General features: G+C 73.0%; 13 protein-coding genes and 1 pseudogene. 9 read left to right on the top strand and 5 right to left on the bottom strand.

Translation table 11 applies throughout. The features are described 5' to 3' along the window. Nucleotides 1–33 precede the first annotated feature (33 nt). The 3 genes from IAG43_RS11990 (at nucleotide 34) to IAG43_RS11980 (ending at nucleotide 2,942) form a co-directional block, all read left to right on the top strand. Nucleotides 34–762, top strand: a complete 729-nt coding sequence (locus tag IAG43_RS11990; protein ID WP_187740739.1) for a ComF family protein — start codon at nucleotides 34–36, stop codon at nucleotides 760–762. Nucleotides 763–1,094: 332 nt separating this feature from the next. Further along, the gene (hpf, locus tag IAG43_RS11985) at nucleotides 1,095–1,784 is read left to right on the top strand and encodes a ribosome hibernation-promoting factor, HPF/YfiA family (RefSeq protein WP_187740738.1); all 690 of its coding nucleotides are present in this window, start codon (nucleotides 1,095–1,097) and stop codon (nucleotides 1,782–1,784) included. Nucleotides 1,785–2,183: 399 nt separating this feature from the next. Beyond that, entirely contained in the window at nucleotides 2,184–2,942 is a 759-nt protein-coding gene (locus tag IAG43_RS11980; RefSeq protein ID WP_187740737.1) for a response regulator, read from the top strand. Nucleotides 2,943–3,001: 59 nt separating this feature from the next. Here IAG43_RS11980 and IAG43_RS11975 read toward each other — a convergent pair whose 3' ends face one another. Both IAG43_RS11975 and IAG43_RS11970 read right to left on the bottom strand, forming a co-directional pair. After that, nucleotides 3,002–4,165: a winged helix-turn-helix domain-containing protein gene (locus IAG43_RS11975; RefSeq protein ID WP_187740736.1), complete on the bottom strand. Its 1,164-nt coding sequence runs from the start codon at nucleotides 4,163–4,165 to the stop codon at nucleotides 3,002–3,004. A 51-nt stretch (nucleotides 4,166–4,216) separates the two neighbouring features. Then, entirely contained in the window at nucleotides 4,217–4,792 is a 576-nt protein-coding gene (locus tag IAG43_RS11970; protein WP_187740735.1) for a GNAT family N-acetyltransferase, read from the bottom strand. A gap of 241 nt (nucleotides 4,793–5,033) precedes the next feature. Here IAG43_RS11970 and secA point away from each other — a divergent pair, with 241 nt between their 5' ends. Continuing rightward, complete coding sequence (secA, locus tag IAG43_RS11965) at nucleotides 5,034–7,853, top strand: preprotein translocase subunit SecA (RefSeq protein ID WP_187740734.1); 2,820 nt, start codon at nucleotides 5,034–5,036, stop codon at nucleotides 7,851–7,853. A 1,326-nt stretch (nucleotides 7,854–9,179) separates the two neighbouring features. Here the strand turns inward: secA and IAG43_RS11960 are convergent. Next, a pseudogene (locus IAG43_RS11960) lies at nucleotides 9,180–9,597 on the bottom strand (Rv3235 family protein). Nucleotides 9,598–9,869: 272 nt separating this feature from the next. Here IAG43_RS11960 and IAG43_RS11955 point away from each other — a divergent pair. Next, nucleotides 9,870–10,376: a DUF6912 family protein gene (locus tag IAG43_RS11955; protein ID WP_187740733.1), complete on the top strand. Its 507-nt coding sequence runs from the start codon at nucleotides 9,870–9,872 to the stop codon at nucleotides 10,374–10,376. 172 nt (nucleotides 10,377–10,548) lie between these two features. Further along, a complete protein-coding gene (locus IAG43_RS11950) occupies nucleotides 10,549–11,220 on the top strand; it encodes an HAD family hydrolase (RefSeq protein WP_187740732.1) in 672 nt (223 codons plus the stop codon). A 90-nt stretch (nucleotides 11,221–11,310) separates the two neighbouring features. Here IAG43_RS11950 and IAG43_RS11945 read toward each other — a convergent pair whose 3' ends face one another. Further along, nucleotides 11,311–11,877, bottom strand: a complete 567-nt coding sequence (locus tag IAG43_RS11945) for a DJ-1/PfpI family protein (protein ID WP_187740731.1) — start codon at nucleotides 11,875–11,877, stop codon at nucleotides 11,311–11,313. A 397-nt stretch (nucleotides 11,878–12,274) separates the two neighbouring features. On the opposite strand from IAG43_RS11945, the gene IAG43_RS11940 reads away from it, so the two are divergent. Further along, nucleotides 12,275–17,209 carry an NAD-glutamate dehydrogenase gene (locus tag IAG43_RS11940; protein WP_187740730.1) on the top strand — a complete coding sequence of 1,645 codons (4,935 nt, stop codon included), beginning with the start codon at nucleotides 12,275–12,277 and terminating at the stop codon, nucleotides 17,207–17,209. Between the two features lie 132 nt (nucleotides 17,210–17,341). Here the strand turns inward: IAG43_RS11940 and IAG43_RS11935 are convergent, their stop codons facing one another. Then, on the bottom strand, nucleotides 17,342–18,286 hold the full coding sequence (locus IAG43_RS11935; protein ID WP_187740729.1) for a serine/threonine-protein kinase: 945 nt from the start codon (nucleotides 18,284–18,286) through the stop codon (nucleotides 17,342–17,344). Between the two features lie 653 nt (nucleotides 18,287–18,939). Between IAG43_RS11935 and IAG43_RS11930 the strand changes: the two genes are divergently transcribed. Then, nucleotides 18,940–20,205, top strand: coding sequence for a glycosyltransferase 87 family protein (locus IAG43_RS11930; protein ID WP_187740728.1), 1,266 nt, complete (start codon nucleotides 18,940–18,942; stop codon nucleotides 20,203–20,205). Between the two features lie 280 nt (nucleotides 20,206–20,485). Then, nucleotides 20,486–22,081, top strand: a complete 1,596-nt coding sequence (locus IAG43_RS11925; RefSeq protein WP_187740727.1) for a bifunctional glycosyltransferase/class I SAM-dependent methyltransferase — start codon at nucleotides 20,486–20,488, stop codon at nucleotides 22,079–22,081. The last annotated feature ends 105 nt before the right edge of the window (nucleotides 22,082–22,186 follow it).

Here is a 22,186-nt window from a genome sequence, read left to right as displayed (position 1 = left end):
CCGCCGCCCCCGGGGACCGGTCAGCCTGGACGCATGCGGGAATGGTGGCGGGAGATCTCCGGCCTGGTGCTGCCGGTGGACTGCGCGGGGTGCGGCCGTCGGCGCACCCTGCTGTGCGCACGGTGTGCGCGGGCGCTGCACGGCGGTCCGGTGCTCCGTGCGCGGCCCGTGCCGGAGCCGGAGGGGCTGCCGGCCGTGCACGCGGCCGCGGCGTACGGGGACGCGGTGCGGGCCGTGATCCTCGCCCACAAGGAGCGGGGGTCCCTGGGGCTGGCGGAGCCCCTCGGCCGGGCCCTGGCCGGCGCGGTGCGGGCGGCGGCTCCCGGTTCCGGCGCGGTGCCGCTGCTGCTCGTCCCCGTGCCCTCCGCGCCGCACGCGGTGCGGGCCCGCGGCCACGACGCCGGGCGGCGGATCGCGGTGGCCGCCGCGGCCGCGCTGCGGCGCACCGGGCGTCCGGCCCAGGTGCTGCCGGTGCTCCGCCAGGTGCGCCCGGTGGCCGACCAGGCGGGCCTCGGCGCTCCGGAGAGGCTGGCCAACATGTCCGGGTCGCTTCGGGTGCGGGCGGGAGCGGACCGCTTGCTCTCGGACGGGGTGCCGGTGCTCGTGGACGACGTGATGACGACGGGGGCGTCGTTGACGGAGGCGGCCCGGGCACTCAGTGCCGCGCGGCGTCGGGCCCGTTCGGCTTTCGCGGGATTCGTACAGGTGAGCGCAGCGGTCGTCGCGGTTCCTCCGCCGTCTCCGGCCATAAACCGGAACTGACGGGGAACTCGCAACGTTGCAGGTAGTGAGAGGCAATAACGCCTGATCGGAGGTACCTTCGGGTAGCGGGTGCCGACATCGGCCCGCTGGGACTATGTTCGGTTGTGAGGAATGGCGAAAGCGTTCCGCACCGAATGCAGTGCCGTGTTTTCCGGCCAGGGATTCGGGACAGAGACCTCTCTGAATTGGGTGGGTGGAGATCTTGTCGACTGGGGAGGAGGAGGTGAAACTCACCGAGTCCGCGCCCCGGTGATCGTCGGGGCCTGGTGCAAGAAATTGGGAGATGCTCCGCGGCCGAGCAGCGGCGGGGCGATCCGGGAACGGAGTTCTGCGTGGACATCGTCGTCAAGGGCCGCAAGACCGAGGTGCCCGAGCGGTTCCGCAAGCACGTGGCCGAGAAGCTGAAGCTGGACAAGATCCAGAAGCTCGACGGCAAGGTGATCAGCCTCGACGTCGAGGTGTCCAAGGAGCACAACCCGCGGCAGGCAGACCGTTCCGACCGCGTGGAGATCACGCTGCGTTCGCGTGGCCCGGTGATCCGCGCGGAGGCGTCCGCCGCCGATCCGTACGCAGCGCTCGACCTCGCCACCGGGAAGCTGGAGGCAAGGCTCCGCAAGGAGCACGACAAGCGCCACACACGGCGGGGCAACGGACGCCTCTCGGCGGCCGAGGTGGCCGACGTCGTCCCCGGCGTCGCCGAACTGAACGCCAACGGCAAGCCGGTCGCCCAGGAGGCGACGGACGCCGTCCCCACCACCAGGATGGGCTCGCTCGAAGTGCAGGGCGAGGGACCGCTGGTGGTCCGCGAGAAGCTGCACACGGCAGCCCCCATGACGCTCGACCAGGCGCTCTACGAGATGGAACTGGTCGGTCACGACTTCTACCTCTTCGTCGACTCCGAGACGAAGCAGCCCAGTGTCGTCTACCGGCGGCACGCGTACGACTACGGCGTCATCCACCTGGAGACCGACCCGCTGGCCGGGGCCGAGGCCGGCGGCGCCGGGGGCGCGCTCGGAGGCTGACACCCGCCTCGCCCGCCCGAAGCGGCCGTCGCCGGACCGGAGCCCACTGCACTCCGCCCGGCGCCGGCCCCCGGCCGGTTCCTTGACCGGCCGCCGCCCGCTGACCCCCGGGGAGAGACGGCCGTCCGAAGGGCACGACCGGCCGCCGCCCGGTGGGAGCGCGCCGGCGAAGCGCCCCGGAAGCCTCCCGGTCCGCCCGGCCGAAACAGCAACGGAAACAGGGACCAGGTGCCCCTGGAGCGCCCCGTGCGCCCCCCAGGGGCACCATCGTGCGACCGCGGGATCACCCTTTCGCCGCCCCGGCATGAAAGCATGACCCGGCAGGCCAACGGATGTGCGGCGCACTGACGTTGGCAGACCAGACATGATCTCGGGCCACGGCCTTCAGGGGGAGGAACGATGGCGGACAGCTTCGGGCCGATGCACGGCGAAGCGGGCCGGACCGGTCGCCCGCTCGCCGTCGACACCGACGAGGAGCCGACGGGGTCCCGCGGGACGGAGCCCATCAGGGTGCTCGTGGTGGACGACCACGCGCTCTTCCGGCGAGGACTGGAGATCGTCCTCAAACAGGAGGAGGACATCCAGGTCGTCGGCGAGGCCGGCGACGGGGCGGAGGCGGTGGACAAGGCGGCCGACCTGCTGCCCGACATCGTGCTGATGGACGTGCGGATGCCCAAGCGGGGCGGCATCGAGGCCTGCACGTCGATCAAGGAGGTCGCCCCCAGCGCGAAGATCATCATGCTGACGATCAGCGACGAGGAGGCCGACCTCTACGACGCGATCAAGGCGGGAGCCACCGGCTACCTCCTCAAGGAGATCTCCACCGACGAGGTGGCGACCGCCATCCGCGCGGTCGCGGACGGCCAGTCGCAGATCAGTCCCTCGATGGCCTCCAAGCTGCTCACCGAGTTCAAGTCGATGATCCAGCGCACGGACGAGCGCAGGCTGGTGCCCGCGCCCCGGCTCACCGACCGCGAGCTGGAGGTGCTCAAGCTGGTCGCCACCGGCATGAACAACCGGGACATCGCCAAGGAGCTCTTCATCTCCGAGAACACGGTGAAGAACCACGTGCGCAACATCCTGGAGAAGCTGCAGCTGCACTCCCGGATGGAGGCCGTGGTCTACGCGATGCGCGAGAAGATCCTGGAGATCCGCTAGCCCTCCCCGCGCGCCCTCGCCGGCCGGGACAGCGGCGAGGGCGGCCGGTGGGGTCACGGTCAGCCGAGGGCCCTGACCAGGTCCGCGGCGAGCTCGGGGCGGTCGACCCGCTCCACCCGCACCGTGTCGCAGCCCACCCAGGAAGCGGCCTCGCGCAGTGCCTGGGCCATCGGGGCCACGGCCTTGGGGCCCGCCAGGGACAGCTGCCGTGCCACCAGCGTGGTGCCCTCGCGCGCCGGGTCCACCCGGCCGACGAGCCGGCCCCCGGCGAGCAGCGGCATCGTGAAGTACCCGTGCACCCGCTTCTGCTTCGGCACGTAGGCCTCCAGCCGGTGGGTGAAGCCGAAGATCCGTTCCGTGCGCGCCCTCTCCCAGATCAGGGAGTCGAAGGGGGAGAGCAGCGTGGTGCGGTGCCGGCCGCGCGGCACCGACGACAGTGCCGCGGGGTCCGCCCAGGCCGGCTTCGCCCAGCCCTCGACGGCCACCGGCACCAGGCCCGAGTCCGCGACCACCGCGTCGAACTGTTCGCCCTTGATGCGGTGGTAGTCCGCGATGTCCGCCCGGGTGCCCACGCCGAGCGCCTGCCCGGCGAGGCCGACGAGCCTGCGCAGGCACTCGGTGTCATCCAGCTCGTCGTGGAGCACCGCGCCGGGAACGGCACGCTCCGCCAGGTCGTAGACCCGCTTCCAGCCCCGGCGCTCGACGCACACCACCTCGCCGTACATCAGGGCGCGCTCCACGGCGACCTTCGACGCCGACCAGTCCCACCACTCGCCGCCGTTCTTCGCGCCGCCCAGTTCGGTGGCGGTGAGCGGGCCCTCCTCGCGCAGCTGCCGCACGACCGCGTCGTACGCCCCGTCGGGGAGGTCGTGGTGCCAGTGCGGGCGGGCGCGGTAGGCGCGGCGGCGGAACGCGAAGTGCGGCCACTCCTCGACGGGCAGGATGCAGGCCGCGTGCGACCAGTACTCGAAGCTGTGGCCCTCGGTCCAGTAGGCGTCCTCGACCGTCCGGCGGCCGACGGCGCCGAGCCGGGCGTACGGGATCAGCTCGTGGGAGCGGGCCAGCACCGAGATGGTGTCGAGCTGCACCGCGCCGAGTGCGCGCAGTACGCCCCGGACCCCGCCGCGGCGGTCGGGGGCGCCGAGGAAGCCCTGGGCGCGCAGTGCGATGCGACGCGCCTCGTCGGCGGAGAGGGTGACGGAGGGGGGCGGCACAGAGGTCATGCCCCGCACCCTAGGGCCCGGCACCGACAGCCGGGCCGCCCGTCCGCGCGGTCAGGAGCCTGCCGGAAGGTAGGCGTGGGTGCTGGTCAGACCGAGGTCGGACGGGAGCAGGGAGCCCACCCAGGCGTCGCGGAGGGTGTCCTTGTTGAGCAGGGCGGCCCGCAGACAGCCCTCCACCCGGAAGCCGGCCTTCTCGGCCACCGCGCGGGAGCCCGTGTTGCCCACCTCGGCCCGCCACTCCAGCCGGGTGGCTCCCAGGCGCATGAAGGACCAGTGCGCGACGGCGGACACGGCCTCCGCCATGACACCCCGCCCGCGGTGCTCCTTGCCGGTCCAGAAGCCGATCTCCCAGGTGCCCGAGAAGGTGCGCAGGGTGACGCCGACGGACGCCATCAGCGGCCCGCCCTCGCGCGGGAGCACGGCGAACGTGCACATCGTGCTGTTGCGCCAGCCGTCGGGGACCATGTGTTCGGTGAACTCCGCGGCGTGCTGCCACTCGTACGGGGAGGGAACCGTCGTCCAGCGCCGGATGTCCGGGTCCTGGCAGGCCCGGTACACGGCTTCGGTGTCCTCGGCCGTGAACGTCCGCAGCAGAAGGCGCTCGGTGGTGAGTGTGATCGGCTCCATGCGGGGATTGTGGTCAGGTCCCGCGTGCGATGCGAGCACTTTTGCGGCCTTCCCGGCACCTTCCGAGCGCCTGGTGCGTTCTCCTGATGGCGGACAGTGCGGCCCGGGTGGCCATGGACCTCCCGACCCGGCGGGGTCCTCGCTTACGATGGCCGATGCGGTGGGGCCCACCTGCCGTGCCCGCGCCAGTGTCCGTCACACGACCCAGTGCCAGGCCCGACCGGCAAGGAGACCAGCCTCAGTGTCCGTCTTCAACAAGCTCATGCGTGCAGGCGAAGGCAAGATCCTGCGCAAACTGCACCGCATCGCGGACCAGGTCAACTCCATCGAAGAGGACTTCGTCAACCTCTCCGACGCCGAGTTGCGGGCGCTCACCGAGGAGTACAAGCAGCGCTACGCCGACGGCGAGAGCCTCGACGACCTGATGCCCGAGGCGTTCGCGACCGTCCGCGAGGCCGCCAAGCGCGTCCTCGGCCAGCGTCACTACGACGTCCAGCTCATGGGCGGCGCCGCCCTGCACCTCGGGTACGTCGCCGAGATGAAGACCGGCGAGGGCAAGACCCTCGTCGGCACCCTCCCCGCCTATCTGAACGCGCTGTCCGGCAAGGGCGTGCACCTGATCACGGTGAACGACTACCTGGCCGAGCGCGACTCCGAGATGATGGGCCGGGTCCACAAGTTCCTGGGCCTCCAGGTCGGCTGCATCCTCGCCAACATGTCGCCCGCGCAGCGCCGCGAGCAGTACGCCTGCGACATCACCTACGGCACGAACAACGAGTTCGGCTTCGACTACCTCCGCGACAACATGGCGTGGTCCAAGGACGAGCTCGTCCAGCGCGGCCACAACTTCGCCTGTGTCGACGAGGTCGACTCGATCCTCGTCGACGAGGCCCGTACGCCGCTGATCATCTCCGGCCCCGCCGACCAGGCCACCAAGTGGTACGGAGACTTCGCCAAGCTCGTCACCCGGCTCACCAAGGGCGAGGCGGGCAACCCGCTGAAGGGCATCGAGGAGACCGGCGACTACGAGGTCGACGAGAAGAAGCGCACGGTCGCGATCCACGAGGCCGGCGTCGCCAAGGTCGAGGACTGGCTGGGCATCGACAACCTCTACGAGTCGGTCAACACCCCGCTCGTCGGCTACCTGAACAACGCCATCAAGGCCAAGGAGCTGTTCAAGAAGGACAAGGACTACGTCGTCATGGACGGCGAAGTCATGATCGTCGACGAGCACACCGGCCGTATCCTCGCCGGCCGCCGCTACAACGAGGGCATGCACCAGGCGATCGAGGCGAAGGAAGGGGTGGACATCAAGGACGAGAACCAGACCCTCGCCACGATCACCCTGCAGAACTTCTTCCGCCTGTACGACAAGCTCTCCGGCATGACCGGTACGGCCATGACCGAGGCCGCGGAGTTCCACCAGATCTACAAGCTGGGCGTCGTGCCGATCCCGACGAACAAGCCGATGGTCCGCCTCGACCAGTCCGACCTGATCTACCGGACCGAGGTCGCCAAGTTCGCGGCCGTCGTCGACGACATCGCCGAGAAGCACGAGAAGGGCCAGCCGATCCTGGTCGGCACGACCTCGGTCGAGAAGTCCGAGTACCTCTCGCAGCAGCTCAACAAGCGAGGCGTCCAGCACGAGGTGCTGAACGCGAAGAACCACGAGCGCGAGGCGACGATCGTCGCCCAGGCCGGCCGCCGCGGCGCGGTCACCGTCGCCACGAACATGGCCGGCCGAGGCACCGACATCAAGCTCGGCGGCAACCCGGACGACCTCGCCGAGGCGGAGCTGCGCCAGCGCGGGCTCGACCCCGTCGAGCACGTCGAGGAGTGGGCGGCCGCCCTGCCGGGCGCGCTGGAGCGTGCCGAGGCGGCCGTGAAGGCGGAGCACGACGAGGTCAAGGACCTGGGCGGCCTCTACGTCCTGGGCACCGAGCGCCACGAGTCCCGCCGTATCGACAACCAGCTGCGAGGCCGCAGCGGCCGTCAGGGCGACCCCGGCGAGTCCCGCTTCTACCTGTCGCTGGGCGACGACCTGATGCGCCTGTTCAAGGCCGCGATGGTCGAGCGCGTGATGGCCATGGCGAACGTCCCCGACGACGTTCCGATCGAGAACAAGATGGTCACCCGCGCGATCGCCTCCGCGCAGTCGCAGGTCGAGCAGCAGAACTTCGAGACCCGCAAGAACGTCCTCAAGTACGACGAGGTGCTCAACCGCCAGCGCGAGGTCATCTACGGCGAGCGCCGCCGGGTGCTCGAGGGCGAGGACCTGCACGAGCAGGTCGTCCACTTCATGGACGACACCATCGACGCGTACATCCAGGCGGAGACCGTCGAGGGCTTCGCCGAGGAGTGGGACCTGGACCGGCTCTGGGGTGCCTTCAAGCAGCTCTACCCGGTGAAGGCGACCATCGAGGACCTGGAGGACGCGGTCGGCGACCGTGCCGGCATCACCGGGGAGTTCATCGCCGAGTCGATCAAGGACGACATCCACGCGCAGTACGAGGAGCGCGAGAAGCAGCTCGGCTCGGAGATCATGCGCGAGCTGGAGCGCCGCGTGGTCCTGTCGGTCCTCGACCGCAAGTGGCGCGAGCACCTCTACGAGATGGACTACCTCCAGGAGGGCATCGGCCTGCGCGCGATGGCCCAGAAGGACCCGCTGGTCGAGTACCAGCGCGAGGGCTTCGACATGTTCACCGCCATGATGGAGGGCATCAAGGAGGAGTCCGTCGGCTACCTGTTCAACCTGGAGGTCCAGGTCGAGCAGCAGGTCGAGGAGGTCCCGGTGCAGGACGCGGCGGAGAAGACCTCGCTCTCCAAGCAGGACGCGGTGCCGGCCGGCGCCGGGCGCCCCGAGATCCGCGCCAAGGGCCTGGAGGCGCCGCAGCGCCCCGACCGGCTGCACTTCTCCGCGCCGACGGTGGACGGCGAGGGCGGTGTCGTCGAGGGCGACTTCGACAACGACGGGGGCGAGGGCGCGTCGGGCTCCGACGGCATGACGCGTGCCGAGCGCCGCAAGGCGGCGAAGGGCGGCGGCCGCCGCCGCAAGAAGTAGCCGCTCCGGCCGCGCACCGCGTGGCCGCCGGGCGAGGCGCGGGGCGGACACACGAGGTGTGTCCGGCCCCGCGCCGTTGCCGCGGGGCGGAGCTCTGCGCCGGGGGCGGCCGCCGCGGGCGGTGCGGGCCGGTGTCCGCGCAGGGGCGGCCCGGCAGCGCTGCCGGAGCACGGGCCGGCGGGTACGCCTGTGCCGTGCTCCGGCGGGAGGGCGCCCCGGAACGGGCGGGGTGCTCCGAGGGGCCCCGGCGGACCGGGGCCGCGGACATGCCGCTCGGCCGCGGTGAGGCGCCGTCCGTGCGGAGCCGCTCGGGCCGGGCGCGGTGGTGCCACGGCCGGCTCTTGCCGGCGGGCCGTGGACGGGGCGCTTCCAGGGCCGGGGAGGGCCCCCAGGGCCCCTGTGCGGCTCCGGGCACGCCCGTGTCCCTCCCGGTCCGTCCCGGAGGCCGTCGGCGGCCTCCGGCCCCGTCCGCGTGGTTTCTGCCGTTCCCTGTGGTGCGTGTGCGCGTTCAGGGCGCCGCTGGGGGCTCGTCGGGCTCCTGGCCGACGGCGAGGGCGGTGACTGCTGTGCCGGACGCCGAAGGAGACGACGATCCCCCTGCTCGTGCCCGTCGTCCCGCCTCCCGCCGGACATCGGCGCCACTCGCCCCGTTGGGCCGCCTCCGGCGGCCCCGGCGCGGCCGTCCTGCGCCGTGCGAGGCAGGGAACGGAACCGTCCCGAGACCCCGCACACAGCCCGGAAGCGCGCCTCTCGTGCCGACCGGCCGCCGAGCTCTGTCCCCGGCCCGGTGGCGGCACCTCGCGTCCCGCTGCGGGTCCGCTACCGGGCCGGTGCTTCGGGCGTCCTGTTGCGTCCCGGAGGTCCCGTCCGGTGGGCGGTGGCGTCCTGGCCGTGCGGAGCAGGGATCGTCGCGCCTTGGTTCCGGTCCGCGTCCGGGCTCCCGGGGGGAGCCGCTTCCGGCCCGGCCCCCGAACCGGAGGTTCCGTCCGGCGGGCGGTGGCGCCCTGGCGCGTGGAGCCGGGCTTGTCGCGCCTTTCCGGTTCGCGTCCGGGCTCCCGGGGGAGCTCCTTCCGGTCCGGCCCCCGAAGTGGAGGTTTCGTCCGGTGGGTGATGGCGCCCTGGCGTGCGGAGCCGGGCTGCTTGCGCCCCGCTTCAAGTCCCTGTTCGGGCCTCAGCGGAACGCTCGCGGCCCGCAGCCGGCCGGTCCCCGAACGGTCCGTTCCGCCCGGCGGGCGGCCCGCCGCGCGGAGCTCGGGGCCCTCCCTCCCCGTCGCGGCCCTCGCCCCCGGGCTTCGCCTCGGGCGACGGAAGAGGGGTGCGGGCCGGTCAGGCGACCGGGCTGCGTTCGCCGCCCAGTTCGACGGCGGCGCAGCGCCAGCGGTGATCGGGGCCCTGTTCGAGGCGGAAGGCCATCGCGGCGACGCGTTCCCCCGAGCCGATGCGGGCGAAGGCCTCGATCACTCCGGGCCCCGGGTGGAACTCGCCGCAGTGGCGGACCACCGGTGTCGCCTGGTCGGCGGGGCGCAGGGGCGAGGCGGACGAGCTGTTCGTACGCCTCTCCGACGGTGTGGCCGAGCATCCAGTGCACGGGCCGCCGGCCGCTGAGGACCGCCAGCAGACGGTCGGCGAACCAGTAGTGCGGTTTGTGCTGCCTGCCGCGGGCCCGGGTGAGCGCCGCCGCGGCGGCTGCCGCCGGCCGGCGCTGGTCGTGTCGTCCTGCGGGCCTGGTCCTGTCCATGCGCATCGCCCCGATGTGCCGGTCCCGGGCTGGATACCGGGAAGTAGCTTCGACGGGGAACTTCTATGGCGTGCGGCGCGAGGCCGCAATGTGCGGCGAAGGGCCGGGGAGCGGTCGGGCGATGTCACCTATCAGGGTGGGTGTGCCCATGGCACGGCACGGCGGGGGAAGGGTGCCGATCGCGCGGGGTTGACGCCGCGGGAGCGGGGACGGGCACCTCCGATCGGGGACGCCGCACGTATCCTGAGGGCGCATTTCCGACTACGAAAGCGGCCCTCATGCGCGTCTACGTCCCCCTGACCCTTCCCGGTCTCGCAGAGGCGCACAAGGCGGGCGAGCTGGGCCCCGGCCCGCTCACCGCGTACGCGGTGACCCCCGGCCTGCGCGAGTGGTACGTCTCCGACGACATCGAGGAGCTGGAGTACGCGGCGCTGAACCGCGCCGCGGCCGCTTCCCTGCGCCTGCTCGCCCGGGCCGCCGGCACACCGCGCCGCCGCGTGGTCGTCGCCGTCGACGTGCCGGACCAGGACGCGGTGGCCGACCCCGACGAGGTGCTCGACGCGAGTGCCCTCGGTGAGGTCCGGATCGCCCGCGCGGTCCCGCTGTCCCGGGCCGCGGCCGTCCACGCGGACGTCGACGACGCCGTGGCGGACGTGTCGGCGGCCGTCGACGCGCTGGGTGCGGCCGACCACGGCGACGACGACGCGCAGTTCGTCGTCGACGGAGCCGAGGACCACGAGCTGCTCTGGTTCGGCGTGCAGGAGATCCCCGACATCGTCGGCTGACGGCGGCCCGCACCGCCGCGTGCGCGGCCGCCCCGCCCGCACCGCCGCGCGGACGGCTGTCCGGCTGGACCCCCGCGTCGTCGGCCGGGCCGGCCGGGCCGGGTGTGCCCCCGGCCTGCCCGTCCCGGGCGGCCGGACCCGCTGTCGCACCCGGCGGGTACCGTGTGACGCCATGGGAACGACGGCGAATCACGGTGCCCACCTGGTCTGGGACTGGAACGGCACACTGCTCGACGACATCACGGCGGTCATCGGGGCCAGCAACGCGGCCTTCGCCGAGGTGGGTGTCGCGCCGATCACGCTCGAGCGCTACCGCGAGCTCTACTGCGTGCCGATCCCGCTCTTCTACGAGCGCCTGATGGGCCGCAGGCCCAGTGCGGCCGAGTGGGAGGTCATGGACGCCGCCTTCCACCGCTACTACACCGAGCGCCGGGCCGAGTGCGGCCTCACCCACGGGGTGGAGGACCTGCTGCGGGACTGGCAGCTGGCCGGGCGCAGCCAGTCGCTGCTGAGCATGTACGGGCACGACGAGCTGGTCCCCGTCGTGCACGGGTACGGCATAGCGAGCCGCTTCCTGAGGGTCGACGGGCGCACCGGACCGTCCGGCGGGTCCAAGGCCGCCCACATGGTGCGCCACCTGGCCGCCCTGGAGGGCGCGGACCCCCGGCGCACGGTCGTGATCGGCGACGCGGTCGACGACGCGGTGGCGGCGGCGCACGTCGGCGCCCACGCGGTTCTCTACACGGGCGGCTCGCACAGCCGGGCCAGCCTGGAGGCGGTCGGCGTGCCGGTCGTCGACACCCTCGCCGACGCGGTGCGGGAAGCGCTGCGGCTGGCGTCCTGAGCCGGGAGCGGGTCCGGTCCTGAGCCCGGGGCGGCGCCCGGCGGGGAACCGCCCCCGCCGACCGCCCCCGCCGGCCGCCGCAGCCGCGGATCAGGACGGCGGGGCCGTCTCCCGCAGGACCTCCAGGAAGGCGCGCATCCACGCCGAGTGGTCCGGCCAGGCGCGCGAGGACACCAGGGTCCCGTCGACCACGGCCTCCGCGTCCTGGAACGTGGCCCCCGCCGCCTGCATGTCGAGCTCCAGCGCCGGGTATGCGGTGACCCTGCGGCCCTCCAGTCCGCCGATCGCGGCGGTCAGCAGCGGCCCGTGGCAGATCTGGGCGACCGGCTTGTCCGCGTCGAAGAACGCCTTGAGGATCTTGCGCAGCTCGCCGTCGTTGCGGAGGTACTCGGGGGCGCGGCCGCCCGGGATGACGACGGCGGCGTAATCCCCGGCGTCGACCTCGGAGAAGGCCAGGTCGGCGGGCCAGGTGTAGCCCGGCTTCTCGGTGTAGGTGTCGAAGCCCGGCTCGAAGTCGTGCACGACGAACTGCAGCTTCTTGCGGCTGGGAGCCGCGATGTGCACTTCGTAGCCCTCCTCCACCAGTCGCTGGTAGGGATAGAGCACTTCGAGGGACTCCGCGGCGTCGCCGGTGACGATCAGGATCTTGGTGGTCATGGCTGCTCCCGGTGGTTGTCTGCCATGAGGGCCTGTGTCGCTGTCCAGAGTGTCAAACTTCGAGCCCCTCTTTTGTACACATACGGCTCATGACGACCCGGGGGTCAAGGGCGATAGCCTGGGGGCGTGATCAGCGCGATACGCCGTGGGGGCAGCGAAGCCCCCGGCGGCCACCGCCCAGCCACGGCTGGGGGAACGCGCCCGGAGAGCCACGGCGTCCGGGCGGTGCCTGATCATCTTCCCGGTCCGGCCCTTCCGCCTCAATCGGCTCGAAAGCGCCCGGACCTCTCCCACCGCGGCATAACGTCGACAGCGACCGGACACCCCGCGTCGTGGCGTTGCGTCGCAGCATCTTTCACCTACGTCACGCAACGGCGCGCGACAGGAGCCAGAGGACATGCAGACCAAGCTGGACGAAGCCAAGGCCGAGCTGCTCGCACGGGCCGCCCGGGTAGCTGAGAACAGCCCGCTCGGGGGGAACCTTCCGACCGGGGCCGAGGGGGGGAAGTCCCCCGACCGGGACCTCCTGCTCACGTACCTCCAGCGCTACTACCTGCACACCGCTCCCGAGGACCTCACGGACCGCGACCCGGTCGACGTCTTCGGCGCGGCGCTCTCCCACTACCGGCTCGCCGAGAACCGCCCGCAGGGCACGGCGAACGTGCGGGTCCACACGCCGACCGTCGAGGAGAACGGCTGGACGTGCAGCCACTCCGTGGTCGAGGTGGTCACGGACGACATGCCGTTCCTGGTGGACTCGGTCACCAACGAGCTCTCCCGCCAGGGGCGCGGCATCCACGTCGTGATCCACCCCCAGGTCGTCGTCCGCCGCGACGTCACCGGCCGGCTCGTCGAGGTGCTGCCCGAGGGCACCGGCCTCAAGAAGCTGCCGCACGACGCGCTCGTCGAGTCCTGGATCCACGTCGAGATCGACCGGGAGACCGACCGCGCCGACCTCAAGCAGATCACCGCCGACCTGCTGCGGGTGCTGTCCGACGTCCGCGAGGCCGTCGAGGACTGGGAGAAGATGCGCGACGCCGCGCTGCGCATCGCCGACGGCCTGTCCGACGAGCCGACCGCGGACGACCTGCCCGCTCAGGAGGTCGAGGAGGCCCGCGAGCTGCTGCGCTGGCTCGCCGCCGACCACTTCACCTTCCTCGGCTACCGCGAGTACGAGCTCACCGAGAACGACGCGCTCGCGGCCGTCGCGGGCACCGGGCTCGGCATACTGCGCTCGGACCCGCAGCACTCGACCGACGAGGACCACCCCGTCAGCCCGTCCTTCAGCCGGCTGCCCGCCGACGCGCGCGCCAAGGCCCGTGAGCACAAGCTGCTCGTGCTCACCAAGGCCAACAGCCGGGCGACCGTCCACCGCCCGAGCTACCTCGACTACATCGGCGTCAAGAAGTTCGACACCGAGGGCAACGTCATCGGGGAGCGCCGGTTCCTCGGGCTCTTCTCCTCGGCTGCCTACACCGAGTCGGTGCGCCGGGTGCCGGTGATCCGCCGCAAGGTCGCCGAGGTCCTCCAGGGCGCGGGCTTCTCGCCCAACAGCCACGACGGCCGCGACCTGCTCCAGATCCTGGAGACGTACCCGCGCGACGAGCTGTTCCAGACGCCCGCCGACCAGCTGCGCTCCATCGTCACCAGCGTGCTCTACCTCCAGGAGCGCCGCCGGCTCCGGCTGTACCTGCGGCAGGACGAGTACGGCCGCTACTACTCCGCGCTGATCTACCTGCCCCGGGACCGCTACACCACCGGGGTGCGGCTGCGCATGATCGACATCCTCAAGGAGGAGCTCGGCGGCACCAGCGTCGACTTCACCGCGTGGAACACCGAATCGATTCTGTCCCGCCTGCACTTCGTGGTGCGGGTCCCGGCCGGAACCGAGCTGCCCGACCTCACCGACGCCGACGCCGACCGCGTCGAGGCCCGTCTGGTCGAGGCCGCCCGTTCCTGGGCCGACGGCTTCGGCGAGGCGCTGAACGCGGAGTTCGGCGAGGAGCGCGCCGCGGAACTGCTGCGCCGCTACCAGAACGCCTTCACCGAGGGGTACAAGGCCGACCACTCGCCGCGTTCCGCCGTGGCCGACCTGGTGCGCCTGGAGCAGCTGACCCACTCCGACAAGGAGTTCCAGCTCTCCCTCTACGAGCCCGTCGGCGCGGCGCCCGGCGAGCGGCGCTTCAAGATCTACCGGACCGGCGAGCAGGTGTCGCTCTCGGCCGTGCTGCCGGTGCTCCAGCGGCTGGGCTGCGAGGTCGTCGACGAGCGCCCCTACGAGCTGCGCTGCGCCGACCGGACCCACGCCTGGATCTACGACTTCGGCCTGCGGATGCCGCTGACCGGGGGCAACGGCGACTATCTCGCCGACGACGCGCGCGAGCGCTTCCAGGACGCCTTCGCCGCCGTGTGGACCGGGCAGGCCGAGAACGACGGCTTCAACTCGCTGGTCCTGGGCGCCGGACTCGACTGGCGCGAGGCCATGGTGCTGCGCGCCTACGCCAAGTACCTGCGCCAGGCGGGGTCGACTTTCAGCCAGGACTACATGGAGGACACCCTCCGCAACAACGTCCACACCACCCGGCTGCTCGTCTCCCTCTTCGAGGCCCGGATGTCGCCGGACCGCCAGCGGGCCGGCACCGAGCTGATCGACGGCCTCCTGGAGGAGCTGGACGGCGCGCTCGACCAGGTCGCCTCCCTCGACGAGGACCGCATCCTGCGCTCGTTCCTCACCGTCATCAAGGCGACGCTGCGCACCAACTTCTTCCAGACCACCCAGGACGGCGGTCTGCACGGCTACGTGTCGATGAAGTTCGACCCCCAGGCCATCCCCGACCTGCCGGCCCCGCGTCCCGCCTTCGAGATCTGGGTCTACTCGCCGCGGGTCGAGGGCGTGCACCTGCGCTTCGGCAAGGTCGCGCGCGGCGGCCTGCGCTGGTCCGACCGGCGCGAGGACTTCCGCACCGAGATCCTCGGCCTGGTCAAGGCGCAGATGGTCAAGAACACCGTCATCGTGCCGGTCGGCGCCAAGGGCGGCTTCGTCGCCAAGCAGCTCCCCGACCCGTCCGCCGACCGCGACGCCTGGCTCGCCGAGGGCATCGCCTGCTACCGCATCTTCATCTCGGCGCTCCTCGACATCACCGACAACATGGTCGCGGGCGAGGTCGTCCCGCCGGAGCGCGTGGTCCGCCACGACGAGGACGACACCTACCTCGTCGTCGCGGCCGACAAGGGCACCGCGTCCTTCTCGGACATCGCCAACGAGGTCGCGGTCGCCTACGACTTCTGGCTCGGCGACGCCTTCGCCTCGGGCGGTTCCGCGGGATACGACCACAAGGGCATGGGCATCACCGCCCGCGGCGCGTGGGAGTCCGTCAAGCGGCACTTCCGCGAGCTGGGCCACGACACCCAGACCGAGGACTTCACGGTCGTCGGCGTCGGTGACATGTCCGGTGACGTGTTCGGCAACGGCATGCTGCTCAGCGAGCACATCCGACTGGTCGCGGCCTTCGACCACCGGCACATCTTCGTCGACCCCACCCCCGAGGCGGCGACCTCGTACGCCGAGCGCAGGCGCCTGTTCGAGCTGCCGCGCTCCTCGTGGGCGGAGTACGACACCGGCCTGATCTCGCAGGGCGGCGGCGTCTTCCCGCGCAGCGCCAAGTCGATCCCGGTCGGCTCCGCGATGCGCACGGCCCTCGGCATCGACGCCGGCGTCACCAAGATGACCCCGGCCGAGCTGATGCAGACCATCCTCAAGGCGCCGGTCGACCTGCTGTGGAACGGCGGCATCGGCACCTATGTGAAGTCGGCCGCCGAGACCCACGCCGACGTCGGCGACAAGGCGAACGACGCCATCCGCGTCAACGGCGAGGACCTGCGGGTCCGCGTCGTCGGCGAGGGCGGCAACCTGGGCTGCACCCAGCTCGGGCGCATCGAGTTCGACCGCATCGGCGGGAAGATCAACACCGACGCGATCGACAACAGCGCCGGTGTGGACACCTCCGACCACGAGGTCAACATCAAGATCCTGCTCAACGGACTGGTCGCCGAGGGCGACATGACCGTCAAGCAGCGCAACAAGCTCCTCGCGCAGATGACCGACGAGGTCGGCTCGCTCGTGCTGCGCAACAACTACGCCCAGAACACGGCCCTCGCCAACGCGGTCGCCCAGTCGCCGTCCCTGCTCCACGCCCACCAGCGCTTCATGCGCCGCCTGGAGCGGGACGGGTTCCTCGACCGGGACCTGGAGTTCCTGCCCAGCGACCGGCAGGTCCGCGAACTGCTCGGCGGCGGGCGCGGGATGAGCCAGCCCGAGCTGGCGGTGCTGCTGGCGTACACCAAGATCACCGTGGCCCAGAACCTGATCGGCACGGACCTGCCGGACGACCCGTACCTGCGCCGGCTGCTCCACGCGTACTTCCCGAAGCCGCTGCGGGAGAAGTTCCCCGAGGCGATCGACGGGCATGCGCTGCGCCGGGAGATCGTGACGACCGTCCTGGTCAACGACACGGTGAACACCGGTGGCTCGACCTTCCTGCACCGGCTGCGCGAGGAGACCGGGGCCTCGCTGGAGGAGATCGTGCGGGCGCAGACCGCGGCCCGCGAGATCTTCGGTCTGAGCGCGGTGTGGGACGCCGTGGAGAACCTGGACAACACGGTCGACGCCGGCGTCCAGACCCGGGTCCGGCTGCACTCGCGGCGGCTCGTCGAGCGCGGCACCCGCTGGCTGCTCGGCAACCGGCCGCAGCCGCTGGAGCTGGCCGACACGATCGAGTTCTTCGCGGAGCGCGTGGAGCAGGTCTGGGCCTCGCTGCCGAAGATGCTGCGCGGCGCCGACCTGGAGTGGTACCAGGGGATCGTCGACGAACTGACTGCCGCCGGAGTGCCGGAGGACCTGGCGCTGCGGGTCGCGGGCTTCTCGTCCGCGTTCCCGACGCTCGACATCGTGGCGATCGCCGACCGCACCGGCCAGGAGCCGCTGGCGGTGGCCGAGGTCTACTACGACCTCGCGGACCGGCTGTCCATCACCCAGCTGATGGACCGCATCATCGAGCTGCCGCGGGCCGACCGCTGGCAGTCGATGGCCCGCGCCTCCATCCGCGAGGACCTGTACGCGGCCCACGCCGCGCTGACGGCGGACGTGCTGTCGGGCGGCAACGGCTCGTCCACGCCGGAGGAGCGCTTCAAGGACTGGGAGCAGCGGAACGCGGCGCTGCTGGGCCGTGCGCGGACCACGCTCGACGAGATCCACGGGTCCGACACGTTCGACCTGGCGAACCTGTCGGTGGCGATGCGGACGATGCGCCAGCTGCTGCGGGCGCACAGCTGACCGGCTGACCGGCTGACCCGCTCGGAGGATGACCGGAGGGGCGGGGCGGGGATTCGTCCCCGCCCCGCCCCTCCGTCCGCTTCCGCGTGCCGGTGCGGGCCTGCCGCCCCTCGCGCCGGTGAGGGCGGGCGGTCAGGGGCGGAGGCGGAGCCAGGGAAAGGTCCGGGGGTCGGCCCTGCGGGCGAGGGCGGAGACGGCGGATGCCAGGGGGCGGGGCAGCCAGCCCCGGCCGGGCGCCTCGGAGGCGAGGGCGTCGCAGACGGCCGCCGCCTCCGCCGCCGTGGGGCGGTCGGTGGGCCGCGGGGCCAGAGCCGCCGCGACCAGCTCGCGCAGCGGCGCGGGCAGGGCGCTCAGGTCGGGCGGGTCGTACTCGGTGCCCGCGATGCGGGTGGCGACGACGAGACCGCCGCCCTCGCCGTACGGGTGGCGTCCCGTGACGGCCTCCGCGGCCACCAGTCCGAGGGTGAAGACGTCCGAGGCGGACGTCAGGTCGCGGCCCAGGGCGTGTTCGGGCGACATGTAGCGCGGGGTGCCGACCATCCGCCCCACCGTGGTCAGCGCCGAGGTCCCGTCGGTGTCGCGGGCGATCCCGAGGTCCATCAGCCACGGTCCCTCGGCGGCCAGCAGCACGTTGGCCGGTTTCACGTCCCGGTGGACCAGCCCCGCCGTGTGCACCGCGGCCAGCGCGTGGGCGGCGCCGGCGGTCAGGCGCAGGGCGGCGGCCGCCGGCAGCGGGCCGAAGTCCCGCAGCGCCTCGTCGAGCGGCACGCCCGGTACGTACCGGGTGGCCAGCCAGGGCAGTTCGGCCTGCGCGTCGTGGTCGACGACCGGTACCAGATGGGGGCCCTGCACGGTTCGGGCCACCTGGACCTCGCGGGCGAAGCGGCGGCGGAACCGCTCGTTCTGCGCGTGCTCGCGACGGATCAGCTTGAGGGCGACGGGCCGCCGCCCCTCCCGCTCCCGGGTGAGGAAGACGGTGCCCATCCCGCCCTCGCCGATCCTGGCCCGCAGCGTGTAACCCGCGACCTCGCGCGGGTCGCCCTCGCGCAGCGGCTGTGGCCCCCGTGTCCCGCTCATTGCCTCCCCCTCGGCCGACGGCAGCAGGGGAGCCTACCCGGATCGGCCGCCGGTTCAGCGCCGCCCGCCCCGTGGGCCGGTGAACTCCTCGTACGCGGCCACCGCCACCGCCACCGCCGCCCTCGCCGGCCCGTCCGTCCGCGCCGCACGCCCGCCGCCGGCCGGATCGCGCCGCAGCGGTCCCCGGTGGCGCGGGGGGCTCCTGGAAGGGCGCCCGGACGACCCGGCGGCCCAGCCCCGTGCGTCCGCGCCCAGGGGCTGGGCCGCCGCCCGGGTGGCCCCGGCGGCGGCCTCGGCGGCTGCCGCGCCCAGGGCCGGCCCCGGGGCACGCGCGGGCCGGGCCAGGGCCCCTCCTGCCGGGTGTCCTTGCGCGGCGGGCGGGTTCGGACGGGGCCGTCCTGCCGGGGCGTGCCGGCGCCGTCTCGCCGACCAGGGCGACGATCTCGCCGCGCTCGAGGGTGAGTGCGACCGGATGCAGGGCGGGCTCGTCCCGGTGGCGGGCGGGGCCGTGGAAGGGCGGGTGTGCTCTCGGCCAAGCGGGTGATTCGCGTGCCGCGGCTCCACCGGGAAACGCGGAGAAGTCCCCGTCGGGACCGTTCGGTGTGATGATCGGTCCGCCTGGCGGGCGGCCTCCATTGCTACGTTCGGCCGCCATGGACCTGCGGACCGGGACGGCATCGGCTGTGGACACGGGGACGTCCGGCGTGCGCCGGGCGAGAGCCGTCGTCCTCGCCGTCTCGCTGGCCGCACTCGTCGCCAAGGCCGTGATCGCGGCGGTGACCCGGGGCCCTGCCGACGTACGGATCTTCGAGGCCTTCGCCGCCGCGATCGCCCGGGTGGGGCCGCTCGGGATCTACGAGCATCCGATGCCGGACCAGCCGGTCTACAACCATCCGCCGCTCACCGGCTGGATGCTGCTCGGCTTCGACGGGCTCCGACAGCTCGGGATCCCCTTCGGCAGTCTGATCCGCGCCCCGGCCACCCTCGCCGACCTCGTCTCCGCGCTGCTGGTGCTGGAGATCCTGCGCCGCCGCAGAAGCCTGCGCACGGCCACCGCCTGCGCGGTCGGCTGCGCCCTCAGCCCGCTGCTCCTCGCGACCTCGGGCCACCACGGCAACACCGATTCCGTCGCCGTGATGTTCGCCGTGCTGTCGGCGTACCTCCTCGCCGACCGGAAGTCTCCGTGCGCGGCCGGCGTCGCCGCCGCGGTGGCGGTCGGCGTCAAGCTGATCCCCGTGGTCGCCGTCCCCGCCCTCCTGGTGGCCGCGGCACGCGGCGGACGCCCCGTCCTCGGCCGCTTCGCCGCCGGGCTGACCGCCGCCCTGCTGGTGCTGTGGGGACCGGCGGCGGCCGCCGTGCCCGAGGGCTTGTGGCGGAACGTCCTCGCCTACGAGGGCGGCAGAGCACGGCTCTGGGGGCTCGTGCGCTTCGCCGACTGGGCGGGGGCGTCCGACGGCTTCACCGAGAGCCTGCACGGGGACTTCCCGCTGCTCTTCGTCGGCGTGTGCGCGGCGGCGGGCGCGTGGTGCGCCTGGGCGAGGCCCGCGTCGCCCGCGTACGCCGTGGCGCTGTCGACCACGCTGCTGCTCCTGCTGTCCACCGCCTCCGCCGTCCAGTACCTGGCCTGGCCGGTGGTGGGGCTCTTCCTCTTCGGGGCGGTGGAGGGCGCGCTGTACTCCGCCGTCGCGGGCGCCGCGGCCACCGTCGTCTACGCGGGCGCGAGCGCCGTGCGCTGGGACGACTGGGCGCTCCACCTCGCGGAGGCGGCGTGGGTGCTGCTCGCCGCCGGGATCGTCACGGGCCTGCGGCGCGTCTTCGTGGAGGCGCCGCCGTACGCGGACGGCAGACCGCCGGCCGCCGTCCCCCGGGCCGCGACGGCGCCGGCCAGGGAGTCCGCCCCCGCGTCACCCGTCCCCTGAACCGGCGCGTCCCGCCCCCGCGGCGCCTGCCGCACCGGGGCGCGGGCCGCCGCACGGACACCCCGCGCGCCGCGGCCACCGCCCCGTGGCGCGACCACCGCCGGACGCCGCGGCACCACGCCCGTCCGCCACCGCACCGACCCGGCCCCGTCCGACCGCACCACCCCGGCGCGCCAGCCGACCCCAAAGCACCGACCCGACCCGACCGCACCCCCGCACCACCCCGGCCGCACCGACCCGATCGCACCGTCCCGACCAGGGAGAGTGGAGAACGCCTGTGATGGAGAGCCACGCCGACAGCCCGCCCCGGGGGCGGCCCGCCCTGCCCGCCCAGGGGACGGGCCCGCGGATCGGCGTCCTCGTCGTGGCCTACAACGCCGAGGCGACCCTGGAGAAGACGCTCGACCGCATCCCGCAGGACTTCCGCTCCCGGATCGCGGAGATCCTCGTCCTCGACGACGCCAGCGGCGACGGGACCTTCACCGCCGCCTGCCGCTGGTCGCAGCGGGAGGGCGTGCCCCCGACCGTCGTCATGCGGCACACCAAGAACCTCGGCTACGGCGGCAACCAGAAGGCGGGCTACGCCCTGGCCGCCGAGCGCGGCCTCGACATCGTGGTCCTGCTCCACGCCGACGGCCAGTACGCCCCCGAGCTGCTCCCCGAGATGGTCGCCCCCCTCGAACGCGGCGAGTGCGAGGCGGTCTTCGGCTCCCGGATGAAGGACCCGGGCGGCGCGCTGCGGGGCGGTATGCCGCTCTACAAGTGGCTGGGCAACCGTGTCCTCACACGTGTCGAGAACGGGCTGCTCGGCTCGCGGCTGAGCGAGTTCCACTCCGGCTACCGGGCCTACAGCGTCGCCGCGCTGCGCCGGCTGCCGGTCGACCGCAACACCGATGCCTTCGACTTCGACACACAGATCATCGTCCAGCTGCTCCACGCGGGCATGCGGATCGTGGAGATCCCCGTCCCGACCCACTACGGCGACGAGATCTGCCACGTCGACGGCCTGCGGTACGCGAAGGATGTCGTCAAGGACGTCCTGGAGTACCGGCTGGCACTCAAGGGCTTCGGCACCTGCCCGTGGATCCCCGCACCCGTCGCGTACGCCTTCAAGGAGGACGACGGTTCCTCGCACGCCGCGGTCCTGCGCATCATGCGGACCATGCCGCCCGGGCGGGTGCTCGACGTCGGCTGCTCCGGCGGCGAGTTCGCGGCACGGCTGGAGGCTCTGGGACACACCGTCACCGGGCTCGACCACGTCGAGGTGCCCGGGGTGCGGACACGGTGCAGCCGCTTCGTCCTCGCTGACCTGGAACGGGGCGTGCCGGCGGAGGCCGGCGAGGGGTACGACTACGTGGTGGCCGCCGATGTCATCGAGCACCTGTCACGGCCCGAGGAGGTGCTCCGCGGCCTGCGCAGTGTGCTCGTACCCGGCGGCCGGCTGCTGCTCTCCGTGCCGAACTTCGGCCACTGGTACGCGCGGCTGCGGGTGGTGGTGGGCGCCTTCGGCTACGACCGGCGCGGCATCCTCGACGAGACGCACCTGCGCTTCTTCACCCGGGCCGGGCTGCGCCGCACGATCCGCTCCTCCGGCTTCGACGAGCTTCGGCTGGCCGCGACCGGCGCTCCGTTCTGGTCGGTGCTCGGGGCCGGCCCCCTCGCCGGCGGCCTCGGCGCGGTCTCCCGGCTGCTGACCCGGGTGCGGCCGACCCTCTTCGGCTACCAGTACGTCGCGGTGCTCACCCCGCACGCGGCGCAGACGATCGTCGCCGGGGAGCACGTCGACGTCCAGGACGTCCTCAACCGCCAGTACGTCCCCGGCGAGCAGTACGTCCCCGGCGAGCGGGCGGCCGGACGCGTGGGTGCGCCGATCTGACCCGGGCCCCGGCACCCCGCGGCCCGGCCCCGGGGTGCCGTCACGGCGTCCCGGCACGGCGGCCCGTCATGTCACCGCGTCCGCCGTCGCACCGGACGGCTCCGG

It is taken from the genome of Streptomyces genisteinicus, from assembly GCF_014489615.1.
In the GTDB taxonomy this organism is placed as follows: Bacteria; Actinomycetota; Actinomycetes; order Streptomycetales; family Streptomycetaceae; genus Streptomyces; species Streptomyces genisteinicus.
Note: the sequence above shows the minus strand (reverse complement) of the source record. Positions and strands in the feature narration are given on the sequence as shown.

Coding starts and splice junctions, on each gene's coding strand:
- IAG43_RS11990 (WP_187740739.1), top strand. CDS start 34: ATGCGGGAATGGTGGCGGGAGATCTCCGGCCTGGTGCTGCCGGTGGAC.
- IAG43_RS11980 (WP_187740737.1), top strand. CDS start 2,184: ATGGCGGACAGCTTCGGGCCGATGCACGGCGAAGCGGGCCGGACCGGT.
- IAG43_RS11975 (WP_187740736.1), bottom strand. CDS start 4,165: ATGACCTCTGTGCCGCCCCCCTCCGTCACCCTCTCCGCCGACGAGGCG.
- IAG43_RS11970 (WP_187740735.1), bottom strand. CDS start 4,792: ATGGAGCCGATCACACTCACCACCGAGCGCCTTCTGCTGCGGACGTTC.
- IAG43_RS11955 (WP_187740733.1), top strand. CDS start 9,870: ATGCGCGTCTACGTCCCCCTGACCCTTCCCGGTCTCGCAGAGGCGCAC.
- IAG43_RS11950 (WP_187740732.1), top strand. CDS start 10,549: ATGGGAACGACGGCGAATCACGGTGCCCACCTGGTCTGGGACTGGAAC.
- IAG43_RS11945 (WP_187740731.1), bottom strand. CDS start 11,877: ATGACCACCAAGATCCTGATCGTCACCGGCGACGCCGCGGAGTCCCTC.
- IAG43_RS11940 (WP_187740730.1), top strand. CDS start 12,275: ATGCAGACCAAGCTGGACGAAGCCAAGGCCGAGCTGCTCGCACGGGCC.
- IAG43_RS11935 (WP_187740729.1), bottom strand. CDS start 18,286: ATGAGCGGGACACGGGGGCCACAGCCGCTGCGCGAGGGCGACCCGCGC.
- IAG43_RS11930 (WP_187740728.1), top strand. CDS start 18,940: ATGGACCTGCGGACCGGGACGGCATCGGCTGTGGACACGGGGACGTCC.
- IAG43_RS11925 (WP_187740727.1), top strand. CDS start 20,486: ATGGAGAGCCACGCCGACAGCCCGCCCCGGGGGCGGCCCGCCCTGCCC.